We start from the raw sequence: 20,000 nt of genomic DNA on the forward strand, positions 1-20,000 counted from the left end.
GGCAACGTCCTACTCTCACAGGGACTTTCGTCCCAACTACCATCGGCGCTGAGAAGCTTAACTTCCGTGTTCGGTATGGGAACGGGTGTGACCTTCTCGCTATTGCTACCAGACTATTTACTTTGAGGTATCGTTCCCTCAAAACTAGATAATGTAGAAGAAGTGTTTGTAAACTACGAGTTCGCTTTAAAAATTGGTTAAGTCCTCGAACGATTAGTATCAGTCAGCTCCACATGTTACCACGCTTCCACCTCTGACCTATCAACCTGATCATCTTTCAGGGTTCTTACTAGCTTGACGCTATGGGAAATCTCATCTTGAGGGGGGCTTCATGCTTAGATGCTTTCAGCACTTATCCCGTCCGCACATAGCTACCCAGCGATGCCTTTGGCAAGACAACTGGTACACCAGCGGTGCGTCCATCCCGGTCCTCTCGTACTAAGGACAGCTCCTCTCAAATTTCCTGCGCCCACGACGGATAGGGACCGAACTGTCTCACGACGTTCTGAACCCAGCTCGCGTACCGCTTTAATGGGCGAACAGCCCAACCCTTGGGACCGACTACAGCCCCAGGATGCGATGAGCCGACATCGAGGTGCCAAACCTCCCCGTCGATGTGGACTCTTGGGGGAGATAAGCCTGTTATCCCCGGGGTAGCTTTTATCCGTTGAGCGATGGCCCTTCCATGCGGAACCACCGGATCACTAAGCCCGACTTTCGTCCCTGCTCGACTTGTAGGTCTCGCAGTCAAGCTCCCTTGTGCCTTTACACTCTACGAATGATTTCCAACCATTCTGAGGGAACCTTTGGGCGCCTCCGTTACTCTTTAGGAGGCGACCGCCCCAGTCAAACTGCCCACCTGACACTGTCTCCCACCCCGATAAGGGGTGCGGGTTAGAATTTCAATACAGCCAGGGTAGTATCCACCGACGCCTCCACCGAAGCTAGCGCTCCGGTTTCTCAGGCTCCTACCTATCCTGTACAAGCTGTACCAAAATTCAATATCAGGCTACAGTAAAGCTCCACGGGGTCTTTCCGTCCTGTCGCGGGTAACCTGCATCTTCACAGGTACTATAATTTCACCGAGTCTCTCGTTGAGACAGTGCCCAGATCGTTACGCCTTTCGTGCGGGTCGGAACTTACCCGACAAGGAATTTCGCTACCTTAGGACCGTTATAGTTACGGCCGCCGTTTACTGGGGCTTCGATTCAGAGCTTCGCGTGAGCTAACCCCTCCTCTTAACCTTCCAGCACCGGGCAGGCGTCAGCCCCTATACTTCGCCTTGCGGCTTCGCAGAGACCTGTGTTTTTGCTAAACAGTCGCCTGGGCCTATTCACTGCGGCTCTTCGAGGCTATTCACCTCAAAAAGCACCCCTTCTCCCGAAGTTACGGGGTCATTTTGCCGAGTTCCTTAACGAGAGTTCTCTCGCTCACCTTAGGATTCTCTCCTCGCCTACCTGTGTCGGTTTGCGGTACGGGCACCTTTTATCTCGCTAGAGGCTTTTCTTGGCAGTGTGGAATCAGGAACTTCGGTACTAAATTTCCCTCGCTATCACAGCTCAGCCTTTACGGAAAGCGGATTTCCTACTTTCCAGCCTAACTGCTTAGACGCGCATATCCAACAGCGCGCTTACCCTATCCTCCTGCGTCCCCCATCACTCAAACGATAAAGAGGTGGTACAGGAATATCAACCTGTTGTCCATCGCCTACGCCTTTCGGCCTCGGCTTAGGTCCCGACTAACCCTGAGCGGACGAGCCTTCCTCAGGAAACCTTAGGCATACGGTGGATGAGATTCTCACTCATCTTTCGCTACTCATACCGGCATTCTCACTTCTAAGCGCTCCACCAGTCCTTACGGTCTAGCTTCAACGCCCTTAGAACGCTCTCCTACCACTGACATCTAAGATGTCAATCCACAGCTTCGGTGTTACGTTTAGCCCCGGTACATTTTCGGCGCAGAGTCACTCGACCAGTGAGCTATTACGCACTCTTTAAATGGTGGCTGCTTCTAAGCCAACATCCTGGTTGTCTAAGCAACTCCACATCCTTTTCCACTTAACGTAAACTTTGGGACCTTAGCTGGTGGTCTGGGCTGTTTCCCTTTTGACTACGGATCTTATCACTCGCAGTCTGACTCCCACGGATAAGTCTTTGGCATTCGGAGTTTGTCTGAATTCGGTAACCCGATGAGGGCCCCTAGTCCAAACAGTGCTCTACCTCCAAGACTCTAACTACGTGAGGCTAGCCCTAAAGCTATTTCGGAGAGAACCAGCTATCTCCAAGTTCGATTGGAATTTCTCCGCTACCCACACCTCATCCCCGCACTTTTCAACGTGCGTGGGTTCGGGCCTCCATCCAGTGTTACCTGGACTTCACCCTGGACATGGGTAGATCACCTGGTTTCGGGTCTACGACCACATACTCAATCGCCCTATTCAGACTCGCTTTCGCTGCGGCTCCGTCTCTTCAACTTAACCTTGCATGGGATCGTAACTCGCCGGTTCATTCTACAAAAGGCACGCTATCACCCATTAACGGGCTCTAACTACTTGTAGGCACACGGTTTCAGGAACTATTTCACTCCCCTTCCGGGTGCTTTTCACCTTTCCCTCACGGTACTGGTTCACTATCGGTCACTAGGGAGTATTTAGCCTTGGGAGATGGTCCTCCCTGCTTCCGACCGGATTTCTCGTGTCCGGCCGTACTCAGGATCCACTCAGGAGGGAACGAAGTTTCGACTACAGGGTTTTTACCTTCTCTGACGGGCCTTTCCAGGCCGCTTCATCTACCCCGTTCCTTTGTAACTCCATGTTGAGTGTCCTACAACCCCAAGAGGCAAGCCTCTTGGTTTGGGCTATGTCCCGTTTCGCTCGCCGCTACTCAGGGAATCGCGTTTGCTTTCTCTTCCTCCGGGTACTTAGATGTTTCAGTTCCCGGGTATGCCTTCAATACCCTATGTATTCAGGTAAAGATACTGTTCCATTACGAACAGTGGGTTCCCCATTCGGAAATCTCCGGATCAAAGCTTACTTACAGCTCCCGAAGCATATCGGTGTTAGTCCCGTCCTTCATCGGCTCCTAGTGCCAAGGCATTCACCGTGCGCCCTTTCTAACTTAACCTGAAAGGTTTGTTTCTCTTAATTAAATAGAGAGAAAACTAAAATGGCGATTACTCGATGTATTTACTTGACTTCTTCATTACGATTATCTAGTTTTCAAAGAACGATATTGGTGGAGCTTAGCGGGATCGAACCGCTGACCTCCTGCGTGCAAGGCAGGCGCTCTCCCAGCTGAGCTAAAGCCCCGTAGAAGAAAAGTGGGCCTAAATGGACTCGAACCATCGACCTCACGCTTATCAGGCGTGCGCTCTAACCAGCTGAGCTATAGGCCCCCACTACGAATATTTCATTGAGAATTTGCACTCTCAAAACTAAGCAAACAAAAACAATCAAACAAACATGTTTTGTCTGGCTCATATGTCCAGCTTATATCCTTAGAAAGGAGGTGATCCAGCCGCACCTTCCGATACGGCTACCTTGTTACGACTTCACCCCAATCATCTGTCCCACCTTAGGCGGCTGGCTCCTTACGGTTACCCCACCGACTTCGGGTGTTACAAACTCTCGTGGTGTGACGGGCGGTGTGTACAAGGCCCGGGAACGTATTCACCGCGGCATGCTGATCCGCGATTACTAGCGATTCCGGCTTCATGTAGGCGAGTTGCAGCCTACAATCCGAACTGAGAATGGTTTTATGGGATTGGCTAAACCTCGCGGTCTTGCAGCCCTTTGTACCATCCATTGTAGCACGTGTGTAGCCCAGGTCATAAGGGGCATGATGATTTGACGTCATCCCCACCTTCCTCCGGTTTGTCACCGGCAGTCACCTTAGAGTGCCCAACTGAATGCTGGCAACTAAGATCAAGGGTTGCGCTCGTTGCGGGACTTAACCCAACATCTCACGACACGAGCTGACGACAACCATGCACCACCTGTCACTCTGTCCCCGAAGGGGAACGTCCTATCTCTAAGAGTGTCAGAGGATGTCAAGACCTGGTAAGGTTCTTCGCGTTGCTTCGAATTAAACCACATGCTCCACCGCTTGTGCGGGCCCCGTCAATTCCTTTGAGTTTCAGCCTTGCGGCCGTACTCCCCAGGCGGAGTGCTTAATGCGTTAGCTGCAGCACTAAGGGGCGGAAACCCCCTAACACTTAGCACTCATCGTTTACGGCGTGGACTACCAGGGTATCTAATCCTGTTTGCTCCCCACGCTTTCGCGCCTCAGCGTCAGTTACAGACCAGAAAGCCGCCTTCGCCACTGGTGTTCCTCCACATCTCTACGCATTTCACCGCTACACGTGGAATTCCGCTTTCCTCTTCTGTACTCAAGTCCCCAGTTTCCAATGACCCTCCACGGTTGAGCCGTGGGCTTTCACATCAGACTTAAAGGACCGCCTGCGCGCGCTTTACGCCCAATAATTCCGGACAACGCTTGCCACCTACGTATTACCGCGGCTGCTGGCACGTAGTTAGCCGTGGCTTTCTGGTTAGGTACCGTCAAGGTACCGGCAGTTACTCCGGTACTTGTTCTTCCCTAACAACAGAGCTTTACGACCCGAAGGCCTTCATCGCTCACGCGGCGTTGCTCCATCAGACTTTCGTCCATTGTGGAAGATTCCCTACTGCTGCCTCCCGTAGGAGTCTGGGCCGTGTCTCAGTCCCAGTGTGGCCGATCACCCTCTCAGGTCGGCTACGCATCGTCGCCTTGGTGAGCCGTTACCTCACCAACTAGCTAATGCGCCGCGGGCCCATCTGTAAGTGACAGCCGAAACCGTCTTTCATCTTTTCCTCATGAGAGGAAAAGGATTATCCGGTATTAGCTCCGGTTTCCCGAAGTTATCCCAGTCTTACAGGCAGGTTGCCCACGTGTTACTCACCCGTCCGCCGCTAACCACCGAAGTGGTTCGCTCGACTTGCATGTATTAGGCACGCCGCCAGCGTTCGTCCTGAGCCAGGATCAAACTCTCCAAGAAAGTTGATTAGCTCATTTTGTTACGTTGGCTTAGTTTCATAAGAAACTAATAATTTTTGTTTGTTGACGTTTTTGTTTGTTTAGTTTTCAAAGAACAAATCTCTCATCACCGCTCAAAAGCGACTTTATAATCTTATCAAGTTAATGATGAAATGTCAATAACTTTTTATTTATTACTTCGACGTCTTGGTGACGACTTTTAATATATTACAGCATTCCAACCATATGGTCAATAGTTATTTTAAAAAAATAAAAACCGCTGGTTTCAGCGGCTTGTACAGCTATAAAACCCAGTGTTGAATAGCTACTAAGGCAAATACTCCAGGTATCCCCAGAAAGCCGGAAACTGCAGATGTAGCTACATTAATGGGGACATGGATCCCGTACCGGTTACCGGCTGCATTTAAGAAAAATAGAAACAACGCCCCGATTAAGAATTTAACCGCTGCTTGACCAACAAATCGTGCTGGTTTAAAAGGTGCCCCAGAGAATAAGAGTAATAGGATCAGGCCTCCTAGTACAGAAATAACGATAATAGGTTCCAAATAATGCTCCCCTCCTCCTTCAATCATTATCCATACAGTTTATGTACAAGTTAGGGGGAATAGACCGTATAAATAAAAAAGCCCGTCCACACATAGTGGTCAGGCTCATCATTTAAATTCATCTTAATAAAGTGACATGTCGCTGTTTTGCCTCTCTTAATAAGAAGATATACTTCACTTCTGCAATTTTGGTTTGGCAAATAACCTCTTCGGAAGGATCAAAACTTTTTTCCAATAGCTGTTTTTCTTGCTGCCAATGCTCTTTCAAACGATTCAACTGTATCAAGAGCTTTTCATCATACTCTTTTCGAAGCCGTCCTTTACGTCGAAAAAACATACTTTATTTCCTCCGAATTTTATCTTATAGTTCCCTTCGGCCCTCTATTGCTTTCGATAAGGTTACTTCATCAGCATACTCAAGGTCCCCGCCAACTGGTAATCCATGGGCTATTCTTGTCGTCTTAATACCTGATGGTTTTAACAAACGAGAGATATACATAGCGGTTGCTTCACCTTCAATATTCGGATTCGTAGCTAAGATCACTTCCTGTACGGTTTCATCCTGAAGACGTTTTAGTAAATCAGGGATATTAATATCTTCTGGACCTATCCCGTCCATTGGAGAAATAGCCCCATGTAATACATGATATAACCCGTTGAATTCCTTCATCTTTTCCATTGCAATAACATCCTTTGGATCCTGGACAACACAAATGATACTTCTATCCCTGCGTTGATCTTCACATATATAGCAAGGATCCTGATCCGTGATGTGACCACAAACAGAACAATACGTTAAATTACGCTTTGCATTCACAAGCGCTTTTGCAAAATCAAGGACGGTGTCCTCTTTCATACTTAACACATAAAAGGCCAGGCGTGCAGCCGTTTTCGGGCCGATTCCTGGCAATTTCATAAAGCTGTCGATGAGCTTAGAAATCGGTTCAGGATAATGCATTACTATTTTTCCCCTTTAATAAAAGAGGCTGCACGTAAGAACAGCCTCTTTTGGTTTAATCAAGCTTAGAAAGGAAGGTTCATTCCCTTTGTGAATTGGCCCATTGTATTGTTTGTTAGCTCTTCAGCCTTTTTAAGGGCGTCATTTACAGCTGCTAACACAAGATCCTGCAACATTTCTACATCATCTGGGTCAACTGCCTCAGGTTTAATTTGTACATCTACCACTTCTTTATGACCGGTTACAACAACCTTAACCATACCGCCGCCAGCAGTTCCTTCAATCTTTTCTTGACCTAATTCTTCTTGAGCTTCCGCCATTTTCTTTTGCATTTTTTGCATTTGCTTCATCATATTTTGCATATTTCCCATTCCACCGCCACGCATCATTACACATTACCTCCATATAGTAAGTTATTATTATTCTATTATTTCTACGAACTCAGCGCCAAAAAGTTTTTTTGCCTCAGATATATGAGGTTCCTCATCCTTCCTGCTTGTTTCGCTGACTTCTCCTTCTTCACCATGCTGACTGTTCAAGAAACTTTCGCGAATGGCTCCCCATTGTTCCTCGGGTACACCCAAGAATAGAAATCTTTTACCAGTTAATTTTTGAAGTGCACCGGTAATCGCTTCTTGAAAATCCTTCCTATCTGTTGCCATTTGACAAATCATTTCATGCTTAAACTTTATAATTAAGGCATCCGACGAAGCTGCAACTGGCTCCGCATCATTTAACAAGGCTGCGTGCGATTTTATTAAGCTTGCCAGCATTTCGCCCCATTTACCTTTAATCTGATTTAAATCGTTTTTGGTAGCTACCTTTAATACTTCATTGATTTTACCAACTACAGGCTGGAATCCTTTCCTGGACACTCTCTGAGTTGGTTTTTGCTGCTGCGGTGCTGCATCTTGTGAGGTAACAGTGATCCCGCTGGTTTTTAATTGCTCTAGTTCATTTTCTAGTTGTTCAATCCTAGATAACAAATGGTCGACATTGGAAGGCTGTGCTGCTTCCTTTTCTATACTTTCCATTTGACAGAGCTTCACAATCGCCACCTCAAGAAATATCCGCGGATGGTTCGTCCATCTCATTTCTTGTTGTGTTTTATTTAAGAAGTCGATGACCTGATAGATTTGTCCGGTAGGAGTGGCTTCCGCCATCCTGCGAAATTCATCGTCAAGCATGACTCTTTCAAGCGACTCTTCAAGATTTGGTGCCGTTTTATAAAGCAGCATGTCTCGATAGAATAAAATCAAATCTTCGATAAATCGCGTTGGGTCCTTACCATGAAATAATAATTCCTCAAGCGCCTCTAAACCACTCGCCACATCTTTTTCTTGAAATGAGCTTGATAATTTATTCAAGAACCCTTGGGATACAGAGCCGGTCACGGTCAAGGCATCCTCTACCGTTACCCGATCCTGACTATAGGATATTGCCTGGTCTAATAGACTTAAGGCATCACGCATCCCGCCCTCTGCTGCACGGGCAATCATTTTCAAGGCATCCTCATCACATACTACGCCTGTTTCATCAACAATTAATTTCATTCGCTTCACAATAGAACCAGCTGTGATGCGTCTAAAATCAAACCGCTGACATCTAGAAATAATCGTTAATGGAATTTTATGAGGTTCTGTTGTAGCTAAAATAAAAATGACATGCTTCGGTGGTTCTTCTAATGTTTTTAATAAAGCATTAAAAGCACTAATGGAAAGCATATGTACCTCATCAATGATGTAAACCTTATAGGTAACAGCAGTCGGTGCAAATTTGACCTTTTCCAATACATCTCTCATTTCTTCCACACGAGAGTTGGAAGCAGCATCAAACTCTAGCACATCTGGAATCGTTCCATTGGTAATTCCACGGCAGGCTGCACATTCATTACATGGTTCTGATACAGGTGCTCGCTCACAGTTAATTGCCTTTGCTAAAATCTTAGCCGCGCTCGTTTTACCTGTTCCTCTTGGTCCAGAAAAAAGATAGGCATGTGATATCTTCTGTTGAAGCAGGGCGTTTTGCAATGTCTGCGTAACATGTTCTTGTCCTACTACATCGATAAATGCCTGCGGACGCCAAACACGATATAAAGCCTGATAAGCCAACTGACACCGCCCCCTTCAAAATAATTCATCCTAACCATTATAACGCATCCATTTTCATTTTTTCAAAGTGTATTCATAAGAGTTCACAAAAAAACTCATCTCCATTCTGAGATGAGTTGATTTATATACATATGTAACTGCCGTGCACCTTCCTTCGACTAACGCCCATAAGCGTTACTTAAGCAGTTAGCTCGACCCAGGCAACCCTGCGGCACATGAGAGCGTCCACTTAATGCTGCTTCCTTCCGGACCTGACATGGTTCATGGATTCCCATTGCGCAGGACCCGGGTGTCAACACCACTTACTTAAGGCAGACCCTACAGGCCATTAGCCTCGGGAAGGGATTCAGTCCCGCTAGAGCGGATTGCGGGTACAGGGCACCGCTACCTCCCCACCTAGCACGGCAAAGTTGATAACTAAGTTTAGTGCGTCGTATCTGACGCCTTTCTAATATACAACCAATCTCGAAAAAAAGCAATATTAATCAACTGTAAGTTATTGTAAATCTTCTATTCCTTTCCGTTCCTTCGTTGTTTCTCAAGTTTTTTCCTTTCTCTTAGCGACCTAAAAAAATCAGAGAGCAATTGGCCGCATTCAACTTCTAACACGCCCTTTGTCACTTCACTTTGGTGATTGAAACGGTCGTCCTGTAAAAGATTCATGAGCGTCCCTGCACATCCGCCCTTTGGGTCACTCGCACCATATACCACTCTTTTTACCCTTGATAATATAATGGCACCTGAGCACATTGGACATGGCTCGAGTGTCACATATAAGGTGGCATTCTCCAACCGCCAGGAGCCTATTTCCCGGCAAGCTTGTTCGATCGCAATAAGTTCTGCATGTGCAACAGCGTTCTGCTCAATTTCACGCAAGTTATGTGCCCGGGAAATAATTCTATCCTCGATGACAAGTACGGCTCCGATTGGAACTTCCATTCGTTCCTCCGCTTTTTTGGCTTCCTTTATTGCTTCACTCATATAGTATTCGTCTAGGTTCTCTTCCACCGTCATAGCAAACTCCTTCTAATGGATAAGTATTCTACTATTACTCCAAAATATAGGAAGGAGGAGAAGCAAATGGAGAATAATTATCCTGCACTGATTATTATTGATATGATTAACAACTTTGATTTTTCACATGGTTCCATTTTAGCCAAAAAAGCACTGCAAATTGCTAAGCCCATCAAAGAATTGAAAAAACAATTTAATAAACAAAACTTACCCGTTATCTTTATGAATGATCATTATAATTTATGGCAGGCAGATTTTAATAAAATCATTGATTTTTGTAAGAACGATTACAGTCAGCCTATTTTTGATATCCTGCTGCCAGACGATGATGATTATTTTTTAATCAAACCTAAGCATTCCGCTTTTTACGAAACCTCTTTAACCATATTGTTAAATCATTTAAAGGTGAATACGCTCATATTAACTGGAATTGCGGGCAATATTTGCGTGCTCTTTACAGCAAATGATGCCTATATGCGCGAGTATCCCATTTATGTTCCTCGTGATTGTATTACCTCTGTTGATGAGCAGGATAACTACTTTGCTCTAACGATGATGGAAAATGTACTCAAAGCTAAAACCGATCCTAGTCATCATGAAATTTATCAACATTATATCATTTATCCTTACCCTCCCTCATAAAATAGTTGCAACGTATGTTTGTTGGGAGGGATTAGGATGCAAATCCATGTTATAAGAAGGAATGAATCATTAACCTCGATTGCCAGAGCCTACCACACGACCGTTAACGATATTATTGAAGCAAATGAATTACCGAATCCAAATGACCTTGTTATTGGACAGTCCATAGTCATTCCAATTATCGGCCGCTTTTATTTCGTTCAGCCAGGTGATTCCTTATTCTCTATTGCTAGAAAAGTCGGTGTCCCTTATCAAGAGCTTGCAAAGATTAATCGGATTAACGTAAATCAGCCACTCAATGTTGGATTCCGTCTTTATATCCCCCAAGGTCAAAAAAGAAACGCTGAGTTTAATGCCTATGTAGAGCCGCGAGGAACAACGGTTGCACCTGTATTAGAGAATAGTGCTAGGGAAGCTGCACCTTATTTAACCTATTTAGCCCCTTTTAGTTTTCAAGCGCGTCGTGATGGAACCTTGAAGGAACCTTTACTGAATAATTTCCCTGCTATCGCAAGGACTAATCGTAACGTACTTATGATGGTAATCAACAACCAGGAAAATGATCAGTTTAGTGATGAGCTCGGGCGAATTCTATTAAACGACATGGCCATTCAAGATAAATTTCTCAATACTATTGTTGCAACCGCTAAAAAATATGGATTCCGTGATATTCACTTTGATTTTGAATTTTTGCGACCGGCCGACCGTGAGGCTTACAACAACTTTCTACGAAAGGCAAAACAACGATTTAAGAATGAAGGTTGGCTCATGTCAACTGCCCTTGCCCCAAAGACCAGTGCCACACAAAAAGGAAAATGGTATGAAGGCCATGATTACAAGGCACATGGGGAAATTTCTGATTTTGTGGTGATTATGACGTACGAGTGGGGCTATAGCGGCGGTCCTCCGATGGCCGTTTCGCCTATTGATTCAGTAAGGAAAGTTTTAGAGTATGCCATTACTGAAATGCCTTCTAATAAAATACTTATGGGTCAAAACCTTTATGGCTATGATTGGACACTTCCTTTTGTTCAAGGATCCGTTGCGAAGGCTGTCAGTCCGCAGCAGGCCATTCAACTTGCAGCGAAATATAATGTGCCGATTCAATATGATACAAAAGCAGAGGCACCTTTTTTCAAATACAGAGACGAGGCCGGCAAAGAGCATGAGGTATGGTTTGAGGATGCCCGATCGATCCAAGCTAAATTTGATTTGATCAAAGAGTTAAATATACGAGGAATGAGTTATTGGAAGCTCGGTTTATCGTTCCCGCAAAATTGGCTCTTAATCGTAGATAATTTCAACGTCACCAAAAAGGGTACCTAATATTAGGTTTCCGATAGTCGAAAAAAATTTTTCACAACAAAAACTGCCGTCATTCGGCAGTTTTTTCATATATCTGACATAAATCTAGCTACTTCTAAATATTCCATATCCCTTCCTGCGACAGATTGTGATAAAATATTCTTTGTGTCAAAGAAGCAACACGACAATAACAATATAAATTATCCGGTTCAAACTGGTTAATCATAGAAAGTGCAGGCAGTTGGAGAAGGAGGACTTGCAATGGGGGATACACCCTTTATTACGGTTGAAGGGCCAATTGGTGTTGGGAAGACATCGCTCGCAAAAGCCATTTCAGAGCAATTTCAATTTGCTTTACTTAAAGAGATTGTGGATGAAAACCCATTTTTAGGGAAATTTTATGACAACATCGAGGAGTGGAGTTTCCAGACGGAAATGTTTTTCCTCTGCAATCGCTTTAAGCAATTAGGTGACATCAATACCCATTTCTTAAGTCAAAATCAATCTGTTGTTGCAGACTATCATATTTTTAAAAATTTGATTTTTGCACAAAGAACATTAAATCCGGAAGAATACCAAAAATATTATAAGATTTATCAAATTCTTACCGAAGATATGCCAAAGCCTAATGTCATTATTTATTTAAATGCCAGCTTAGATACATTGCTCAAACGAATCAAGCTTAGAGGGCGCGAGGTTGAAAAAAATATTAGCCCGTTATATTTAGAACAGCTCTCTATCGACTATGAAAATGCCATAGCGATTTTTGAAAAAGAACATCCAGAAATACCTGTTCTTCGCTTTAGCGGCGATGAGTTGGATTTCGTGCAAAACGAAAATGATCTAAACCATATTATTGAAAAATTAACCTTATCGTTAAAGACTTGCAGCTGGACAAACATATAGAATAGGGGGATGTTAGTGAGTATCGTTATTGGTGGTATGATTGGTCTAGGGAAAACAAGTGTGGCTGATACCTTAAATGCACACTTTAAAAATAAAGGAATTGAAAGTAAGGTGTTTTATGAATCGGTGGATGATAACCCCATCCTACCTCTATATTATGAGTTGACACCTGAAGAATTAGATGCAAGAAGAATTCCGTTCCTCTTACAATTATTTTTCTTAAACAAACGATTTAAGACAGTAAAAGATTGTATTAACTGGAGTGAACCGATTTATACGATTCAAGATCGTTCTATTTATGAAGACTGGTATTTTGCTTATGTAAATAAAAATTTAGGCAGAATCTCAAGCTTAGAGTTCAAGATATATGAAGATCTTGTTGATAATATGTTGGAAGAACTGCAGGAACTACCTAAAAAAGCACCAGATCTAATGGTTTACTTAAAAGGATCCTTTGATACGGTCATTGACCGGATCATGGCCCGCGGTAGAAGTTTTGAGATTAACCCTGAGCTGAAAGAGTACTACTTTGAAGTTTGGAAGGGTTATGATGAGTGGGTAATGAACCAGTATGCGGCAAGTGAAGTCCTAGTGATTGACATGGACACGACTGATGTTGTGAAGAGTCAAGCGGATGCCGAAAGAGTATGCCGTGAAGTAGATGAAAAATTAAAAGTAATTCTTAATCTAACAGAAGCACATATTGGTTAATCCAATGTGCTTCTTTTTTTACGGCAAAAATCGCATAAAAAAAACTCACTACAATGAATGTAGCGAGCTCTTATCTCCAGTATTTTATGCGCGATTGTTTTAAAAAATGGAGGAGGAAGAGGGATTCGAACCCCCGCGCGGTTTAACCCGCCTGTCGGTTTTCAAGACCGATCCCTTCAGCCGAACTTGGGTATTCCTCCGTATCAACAAAAAATAATTTAACACATATCCATTATGAATGTCAACAAAAATTCCGGATGAACAAAACATCCGGAATTTTCAGATATTACATCAGCTTAATTACGTCACGGTTTCCCATGTATGGACGTAATACAGTTGGTATGATGACACTGCCGTCCTCTTGCTGGTAATTCTCTAATATAGCGGCGACCGTGCGGCCAATCGCAAGACCAGAGCCATTTAATGTGTGAACATGTTCTGGCTTGGCTTTTGGATCACGACGGAAACGGATATTTGCTCGTCTCGCTTGGAATGCTTCAAAATTACTGCAAGAAGAAATCTCGCGGTACGTCCCATAGCTAGGAATCCATACTTCAATATCGTACTTCTTCGCAGCCGTAAACCCAAGGTCACCCGTACACATGCTTAACACACGGTATGGAAGCTCCAATAATTGTAATACTCGTTCAGCATCATTTGTCAGCTTTTCAAGCTCCTCATAAGAATCCTCTGGCTTCACAAACTTTACAAGTTCTACTTTATTAAATTGATGCTGACGGATTAACCCTCTTGTATCACGACCTGCAGAGCCAGCCTCAGAACGGAAGCATGCGCTATAGGCAGCAAAGCGGATTGGAAGGTCTTCCCCACTTAAAATCTCATCACGGTGATAGTTTGTAACAGGTACTTCTGCCGTTGGAATAAGGAAATAATCTTCGCTCTCAATCAAGAAGGCATCCTCCTCAAACTTTGGCAATTGCCCTGTTCCCGTCATGCTTGTGCGATTCACCAAGTATGGTGGTAGAATTTCAGTGTAGCCATGTTCATCCACATGCAAGTCGAGCATGAAGCTCATTAACGCACGCTCTAATCGCGCTCCTAATCCTTTGTAAAAAACAAAGCGGCTTCCTGTTACTTTGCCTGCACGTTCAAAATCAAGGATCCTTAACTGATCAGCAATGTCCCAGTGCGGCTTTGCTTCGAATTCAAAGTCACGTACATGACCCCACTTTCTGATTTCTACATTGTCATCTTCTGTTTCCCCGACTGGTACACTTTCATGAGGGATATTTGGGATGCTTAGAAGTAACATTTCTAATGTTTCTTCTACTCCGCGAAGCTCGTCATCAAGCGCTTTAATTTGATCGCCTACCTCACGCATCTCTTTAATTAAATGATCAGCATCTTGCTTTTCACGCTTTAAAGCTGCAACTTGCTGTGTCACATCATTTCGTTTACTTTTTAGTTTTTCAGTTTCTACGATTAGTTCTCGTCTCTTTACGTCTAGTTCTTCGAAGCGGCCAAAATCGGTTAGATCTTCTCCACGGTTTTGAAGTTTTTCTTTTACTTCTGCAAAATTTGCTCTTAGGACTTTAATATCCAGCATAATTGACACTCCTTTAAAAATTTTTTGACTGTTTCCGCTTGAATAGATAAGCTATGTAAGCTGGTCCTGTTGATCTCCGCTCCAGGCGCTTCGCTTTCCGTGGGCGTTTCGGCGAGCCTCCTCGGCGCTTGCGCCTGCGGGGTCTCCCCTGAACCGTACTCCCACAGGAGTCTTCGCGCCTTCCGCTCCAATCAACATCGTGCCAAATCAACAAAAAGCTCTAACCTATCCTAAAAAACAAAAAACTCCCGCCCCTGAAAACAGGGACGAGAGTTAACCCGCGTTACCACCCTGGTTGACAGCATACACTGTCCACCTTGAAAAAATGTAACGGATTTCACCGAAAGTACTTACTTACTACCTTATGTAGTGTTCCATACCTTGCTCGAGGAGGGATTCACAAGCTTCATTCACCGGTTTTCACCACCCACCGGCTCTCTGCTAGAATGAGTTTCCTGTTACTAGTTCCTCTCATTGCTTTCATCAATATTTATGATTTGTATATTTACGTTACTATAATTATTTACGAAATGCAACCAAATTATCCCTATACAAGTTGCTTTTGTTTGGCTTCCTTTACCATCTCAACAAAGTAAGCGGTAATGCGATGATCATCCGTTAATTCAGGATGGAAGGAACATCCGAGAAATTGCCTGTCCCGTGCGGCCACAATGCGGTCATTATGCTTGCATAGGATTTCCACATCTTCCCCCGCCTCAACAATGTGCGGCGCACGAATGAACACCGCTGGGAAGGTCTCCGCTACATCCTTAATTACAAGGTCCGCTTCAAAGCTGTCCACTTGTCGGCCGAAGGAGTTCCGCTCCACCTGAATGTCCATGACACCGATGTGAGGTTCATAATAACCGACAAGTTGCTTAGCTAATAGTATGAGGCCCGCGCATGTACCAAACATTGGTTTCCCACTGTGGGCAAATTCCTTTAACGCATCCATGAAATCATATTTATCAATCAGGCGCCGCATTGCTGTGCTTTCTCCACCAGGAAGAATAAGACCATCTAAGTCTTGTAATTCTTCCTTTCGTTTAACAGCAACGGCCTCTACACCGCAGGCCTCAAGTGACCGAATATGTTCCCGGACCGCTCCTTGTAAAGCCAGAACGCCGATTTTAATCATAACGATACTCCTTTAACCATTTTTACTATGATAACTGTCTAGCTCCAGCTCCCAGCGACTAGTAGCCATCCCACTCCTCCCTACGATAAGTCAACATCGAATCGCTACCGCTCTTCGTGTTTCCTTTATCTCAGTCGGACCGGGCCCCTGTCTATACGTCGCTAAACGGTCGCTTCCGCTTTTCTTTTTACCATCCACGCTCCTGCATGCGTGCTTCTGGCGCTAGTGAAGAAATTTCAATCCCTTTCATTGGTGTTCCAAGATCCTTTGAAAGTTCAGCAATTAATTTATAGTCTTGGTAGTGAGTAGTTGCTTCCACAATTGCTCTTGCAAACTTAGCAGGGTTTTCAGATTTGAAGATACCTGATCCAACAAACACACCGTCCGCACCAAGCTGCATCATAAGTGCTGCATCTGCTGGTGTTGCTACACCGCCTGCTGCGAAGTTAACAACTGGGAGACGTCCAAGACGCTTAATTTCAAGAAGTAATTCAAATGGAGCACCTAAAAGCTTTGCTTCTGTCATTAGCTCATCTTCATTCATTCCCACTACTTTACGAACCTGTGCGTTTACCTTACGGATGTGACGAACTGCTTCAACGATATTACCCGTTCCTGGCTCACCCTTTGTTCGAAGCATGGAGGCACCTTCACCAATACGACGCGCTGCCTCACCAAGGTCACGGCAACCGCAAACAAACGGAACAGTAAAATCACTTTTATATAAATGGTACTCTTCGTCAGCAGGAGTTAATACTTCACTTTCGTCGATATAGTCAACACCCATCGCCTCAAGCACTCTAGCTTCCACAATATGACCAATTCTTGCTTTAGCCATTACAGGGATTGAAACAGCATTAAGTACCTCTTCAACTATTCTTGGGTCAGCCATCCTTGCCACCCCACCAGCTGCACGGATATCTGAAGGCACCCGCTCTAAAGCCATTACTGCTACTGCACCTGCTTCTTCAGCAATTTTTGCCTGCTCGGCATTCACAACGTCCATAATGACGCCGCCTTTTTGCATTTCAGCCATACCACGTTTTACGAGTTCTGTACCTGTTTTCATCGTTAAAATCCCCCTTTTATTTGAAATATTAAGAAAAATCTCTTTACACTTTTAGGAAAATTCCTATTCAACCAATCGGAATTATCTTATTCCATAAAATCATTAAAGCAACAAAAAAGGATTCCTGTCAAGACAAGAATCCTTCTTAATAAATCCAAAATTTTCTTATGTTTTTATTCTAATTAAAACCAACCTTTTACGGTTGAAGAAATTCCGTGCCAAACATCACCAAAGAAATTGCCAATCCCACGCATCATTAGGACAAACCAATTTGCTTTTTCTACATCTTTTGCAGCAATAACATCCACTTTGATTTTCTTATGTCCCTCTTCTGTTAAGAAAGAAACTTTATCACCATTTTTCGGTTCAATAGTTAAATATCCAACTGTTTCACCTTTTTTTACTGGAGCAGTGATTTCTCCATCTTTATTAACCTTTTTCTTATCTAGAACAAGAACTGGTTTGTAGCTCTTCTTTTCACCGTTGAGGACAACCATGCTAATAGCTGACTTCGTATAAATTTTTACTTGATCTTCCTTTCCTTTAATGACAGGAAGTGTTTTATGTCCCTTAACTTGATATTGTTTAGGAACAATCTGTTCTTTTGTATAATTACTAAATGCATAATCCATCATTTTTCTTGTTTCATCAAAACGTGCTTTGTAGCCACCTTTTCCGCTGGCATCCTTAGCATTTTGTACAACAGTAATAAATCGTTTTCCATCCCGGCTGGCGGTACCTGTGAAGCAATACCCTGCAAAGTCAGTGGTACCCGTTTTGAGCCCGTCCATTCCCTGATAACCGTAAACTAACTTTGGAAGCATCCAGTTCCAGTTATCCATCTTAATTTGATCGTCCGTGCCTTCTCTGAACATTTTCGTCGGCGTGCTAGCCGTTTTTAACACTTCAGGGAAATCATTAATTAGATGAAACGCCAATTTTGCAACAGCACGTGGAGACATTACGTTCTCATCCTCAGGACCTGTTCCTTCAGGATGCTGCCCATGGTAATCTCGGTTATTTAAACCCGTAGAGTTGACGAATTTATAATCCTTCAATCCTAATTGTTTGGCTTTGTCATTCATCATTTTTACAAAGTTTGCTTCTGATCCGCCAATAGTTTCTGCAATTGCAATGGTTGCACTATTTGCAGAATAGATAGCCATTGCTTCATATAATTCACGGATCTTATATTTACCATCTGCCCTTAATGGTACATTCGAAAGACTTCTGTCATGGGAATTTTTATAAACAAGATCACTTACTGAATATTCCTGATCCCATTTCACTTTGCCCTTCTTAACCGCTTCAAGTAAAAGATATTCTGTCATCATTTTAGTCATGCTGGCAACCCCTAAAACACTGTCAGCATTCTGTTCATATAGAACCTTACCTGTTTCTGCATCAACTAATATCGCACCATCAGCATTTACATTTAACGCTGCTTCTGCCTTAGCCTGGTTTACACCAGCAAATAGGCTAAAAAACATAATCATTGCCATTGCACTGGCAACACATTTCTGATAAAAATGTTTGTTCACTGTAACGCCCTCCAACGAATTTATACACTTTGGTTATTTTAACATAAGTAGCTGGCAAATCATAGACAGAGCATAGAACCATTCTTTTTCCAATTCTGCTATTTTTCTAGGAATATTTGACCGTAAGAAAAGCGCAAGCGCCTTGATCAGCCCCGACAGGCAAATGTTCTTCGGCAAGAAAAGTCCGCCTTTTGACTTTTATTGCCGAAGGTTATTTGACCCGAGGGGCTAGGCGCTGGAGCTGGACAATTCTCGAAGTCGAACTTTATACTTTCCTGTAATATAAAAAAACAGAGAAGCGGTGCTTCCCTGTTTCCATTTGAAAATTATAATGAATAGTTAGGTGCCTCTTTTGTAATTTGAACATCATGTGGATGACTTTCTCTTAATCCTGCACCTGTCATCTTAATGAACTGCGCTTTTGTTCTTAATTCTTCAAGATCCTTTGTCCCGCAATATCCCATTCCCGCTCTAAGACCGCCAATTAGCTGATAAACCGTCTCTGATAATGGTCCCTTATAAGGAATCCTTCCTTCAATTCCTTCAGGCACAAACTTTTTGTTGTCTTCCTGGAAATAACGATCTTTTGATCCCTTTTCCATCGCAGCCACAGAGCCCATTCCACGATATACCTTAAAGCGGCGCCCTTGGAAAATTTCTGTTTCCCCTGGACTTTCCGATACACCAGCCAAAAGACTTCCTAGCATGACTGCATGGCCGCCTGCAGCTAAGGCTTTTACGATATCTCCTGAATATTTAATTCCACCATCAGCAATTATTGTCTTTCCATGCTTCATTGCTTCTGTTGCACAATCGTAAACAGCAGTAATTTGCGGCACGCCTACACCGGCTACAACCCTTGTTGTACAAATGGAGCCTGGTCCAATTCCTACCTTAACCACATCAGCTCCTGCTTCAATTAAATGCTTCGTCGCTTCCGCTGTTGCCACATTCCCTGCAATAATAGTCAATTCAGGATGTGCCACTCTAATTTCCTTCACAGTATCGAGAACACCCTTTGAATGGCCGTGGGCTGTATCCACTACAATGACATCTACATTGGCCTTCACAAGCATACCCACACGCTTCATCGTGTCACTAGTTACTCCTACCGCTGCTCCAGCTAATAAACGTCCTTGTTTGTCTTTCGCTGAATTTGGGAATTCAATGACTTTTTCAATATCTTTGATTGTTATTAATCCTTTTAATACGCCCTGTTCATTCACGAGCGGAAGTTTCTCAATTTTGTACCGTTGTAGAATCTTTTCTGCCTCTTTCAATGTGGTTCCTACTGGAGCTGTTACAAGATTTTCCTTTGTCATCACATCTGCGATTTTAAAGGAGTAATCCTGATCCTGGATGAAACGTAAATCTCTATTAGTAATTATACCTATTAGTTTTTGTTCTTCGATGTTATTAACAATGGGTACACCTGAGATTCGATATTTCCCCATTAAATG

15 protein-coding genes, 3 tRNA genes, 3 rRNA genes, 1 other RNA gene and 1 other annotated feature (1 of these 23 running past the window's edge) are annotated in these 20,000 nt (G+C 43.6%); of the genes, 4 read left to right on the forward strand and 18 right to left on the reverse strand.

Annotated elements, in window-relative coordinates; translation table 11 throughout:
- The 12 genes from rrf to tadA form a co-directional block, all read right to left on the reverse strand.
- Window positions 1-113 (reverse strand): 5S ribosomal RNA (gene rrf / locus RCG25_RS00005).
- A gap of 80 nt (window positions 114-193) precedes the next feature.
- A 23S ribosomal RNA gene (locus RCG25_RS00010) occupies window positions 194-3,122 on the reverse strand.
- A 109-nt stretch (window positions 3,123-3,231) separates the two neighbouring features.
- Window positions 3,232-3,307 (reverse strand) — tRNA-Ala (locus RCG25_RS00015).
- 12 nt (window positions 3,308-3,319) lie between these two features.
- Window positions 3,320-3,393 (reverse strand) — tRNA-Ile (locus RCG25_RS00020).
- A 106-nt stretch (window positions 3,394-3,499) separates the two neighbouring features.
- A 16S ribosomal RNA gene (locus tag RCG25_RS00025) occupies window positions 3,500-5,034 on the reverse strand.
- Together the 16S, 23S and 5S rRNA genes with 2 tRNA genes alongside form the textbook arrangement of a ribosomal RNA operon.
- Window positions 5,035-5,314: 280 nt before the next feature.
- Entirely contained in the window at window positions 5,315-5,578 is a 264-nt protein-coding gene (locus tag RCG25_RS00030; protein ID WP_308081644.1) for a pro-sigmaK processing inhibitor BofA family protein, read from the reverse strand.
- Between the two features lie 118 nt (window positions 5,579-5,696).
- A complete protein-coding gene (locus RCG25_RS00035) occupies window positions 5,697-5,915 on the reverse strand; it encodes a YaaL family protein (protein ID WP_308081645.1) in 219 nt (72 codons plus the stop codon).
- 24 nt (window positions 5,916-5,939) lie between these two features.
- On the reverse strand, window positions 5,940-6,536 hold the full coding sequence (recR, locus tag RCG25_RS00040) for a recombination mediator RecR (protein ID WP_308081646.1): 597 nt from the start codon (window positions 6,534-6,536) through the stop codon (window positions 5,940-5,942).
- Between the two features lie 65 nt (window positions 6,537-6,601).
- Entirely contained in the window at window positions 6,602-6,925 is a 324-nt protein-coding gene (locus RCG25_RS00045) for a YbaB/EbfC family nucleoid-associated protein (protein WP_374121019.1), read from the reverse strand.
- A 30-nt stretch (window positions 6,926-6,955) separates the two neighbouring features.
- A complete protein-coding gene (gene dnaX, locus RCG25_RS00050; RefSeq protein WP_308081647.1) occupies window positions 6,956-8,647 on the reverse strand; it encodes a DNA polymerase III subunit gamma/tau in 1,692 nt (563 codons plus the stop codon).
- Between the two features lie 140 nt (window positions 8,648-8,787).
- An RNA gene (gene ffs / locus RCG25_RS00055) (signal recognition particle sRNA large type) lies at window positions 8,788-9,052 on the reverse strand.
- A gap of 105 nt (window positions 9,053-9,157) precedes the next feature.
- Window positions 9,158-9,661, reverse strand: a complete 504-nt coding sequence (tadA, locus tag RCG25_RS00060; RefSeq protein WP_308081648.1) for a tRNA adenosine(34) deaminase TadA — start codon at window positions 9,659-9,661, stop codon at window positions 9,158-9,160.
- Between the two features lie 66 nt (window positions 9,662-9,727).
- Between tadA and RCG25_RS00065 the strand changes: the two genes are divergently transcribed.
- The 4 genes from RCG25_RS00065 (at window position 9,728) to RCG25_RS00080 (ending at window position 13,225) form a co-directional block, all read left to right on the forward strand.
- The gene (locus RCG25_RS00065; RefSeq protein ID WP_308081649.1) at window positions 9,728-10,303 is read left to right on the forward strand and encodes a cysteine hydrolase family protein; all 576 of its coding nucleotides are present in this window, start codon (window positions 9,728-9,730) and stop codon (window positions 10,301-10,303) included.
- 36 nt (window positions 10,304-10,339) lie between these two features.
- A complete protein-coding gene (locus tag RCG25_RS00070; RefSeq protein WP_308081650.1) occupies window positions 10,340-11,629 on the forward strand; it encodes a LysM peptidoglycan-binding domain-containing protein in 1,290 nt (429 codons plus the stop codon).
- Between the two features lie 240 nt (window positions 11,630-11,869).
- Window positions 11,870-12,514 (forward strand): deoxynucleoside kinase, encoded by a 645-nt coding sequence (locus RCG25_RS00075; RefSeq protein WP_308081651.1) that lies wholly within the window; start codon window positions 11,870-11,872, stop codon window positions 12,512-12,514.
- A 15-nt stretch (window positions 12,515-12,529) separates the two neighbouring features.
- Complete coding sequence (locus RCG25_RS00080) at window positions 12,530-13,225, forward strand: deoxynucleoside kinase (RefSeq protein ID WP_374121020.1); 696 nt, start codon at window positions 12,530-12,532, stop codon at window positions 13,223-13,225.
- Between the two features lie 107 nt (window positions 13,226-13,332).
- Here RCG25_RS00080 and RCG25_RS00085 read toward each other — a convergent pair.
- The 6 genes from RCG25_RS00085 to guaB form a co-directional block, all read right to left on the reverse strand.
- Window positions 13,333-13,425: transfer RNA gene (locus tag RCG25_RS00085), tRNA-Ser, on the reverse strand.
- Between the two features lie 86 nt (window positions 13,426-13,511).
- Window positions 13,512-14,792 carry a serine--tRNA ligase gene (gene serS, locus RCG25_RS00090; RefSeq protein WP_308081653.1) on the reverse strand — a complete coding sequence of 427 codons (1,281 nt, stop codon included), beginning with the start codon at window positions 14,790-14,792 and terminating at the stop codon, window positions 13,512-13,514.
- Between the two features lie 259 nt (window positions 14,793-15,051).
- Window positions 15,052-15,276: a binding site (T-box leader), on the reverse strand.
- 63 nt (window positions 15,277-15,339) lie between these two features.
- A complete protein-coding gene (gene pdxT, locus RCG25_RS00095; RefSeq protein ID WP_308081654.1) occupies window positions 15,340-15,930 on the reverse strand; it encodes a pyridoxal 5'-phosphate synthase glutaminase subunit PdxT in 591 nt (196 codons plus the stop codon).
- Window positions 15,931-16,117: 187 nt separating this feature from the next.
- Window positions 16,118-16,999 (reverse strand): pyridoxal 5'-phosphate synthase lyase subunit PdxS, encoded by an 882-nt coding sequence (gene pdxS / locus RCG25_RS00100; protein WP_308081655.1) that lies wholly within the window; start codon window positions 16,997-16,999, stop codon window positions 16,118-16,120.
- A 182-nt stretch (window positions 17,000-17,181) separates the two neighbouring features.
- A complete protein-coding gene (locus tag RCG25_RS00105) occupies window positions 17,182-18,501 on the reverse strand; it encodes a serine hydrolase (RefSeq protein ID WP_374121054.1) in 1,320 nt (439 codons plus the stop codon).
- A 365-nt stretch (window positions 18,502-18,866) separates the two neighbouring features.
- On the reverse strand, window positions 18,867-20,000 hold the 3' portion of the coding sequence (guaB, locus tag RCG25_RS00110; protein ID WP_308081656.1) for an IMP dehydrogenase. It continues 336 nt past the right edge of the window; only the last 1,134 of its 1,470 coding nucleotides appear in the window; its start codon lies off the right edge, out of view; its stop codon occupies window positions 18,867-18,869.

The sequence above is a fragment of the Neobacillus sp. PS2-9 genome (genome assembly GCF_030915525.1).
Taxonomy (GTDB): Bacteria; Bacillota; Bacilli; order Bacillales; family Cytobacillaceae; genus Neobacillus.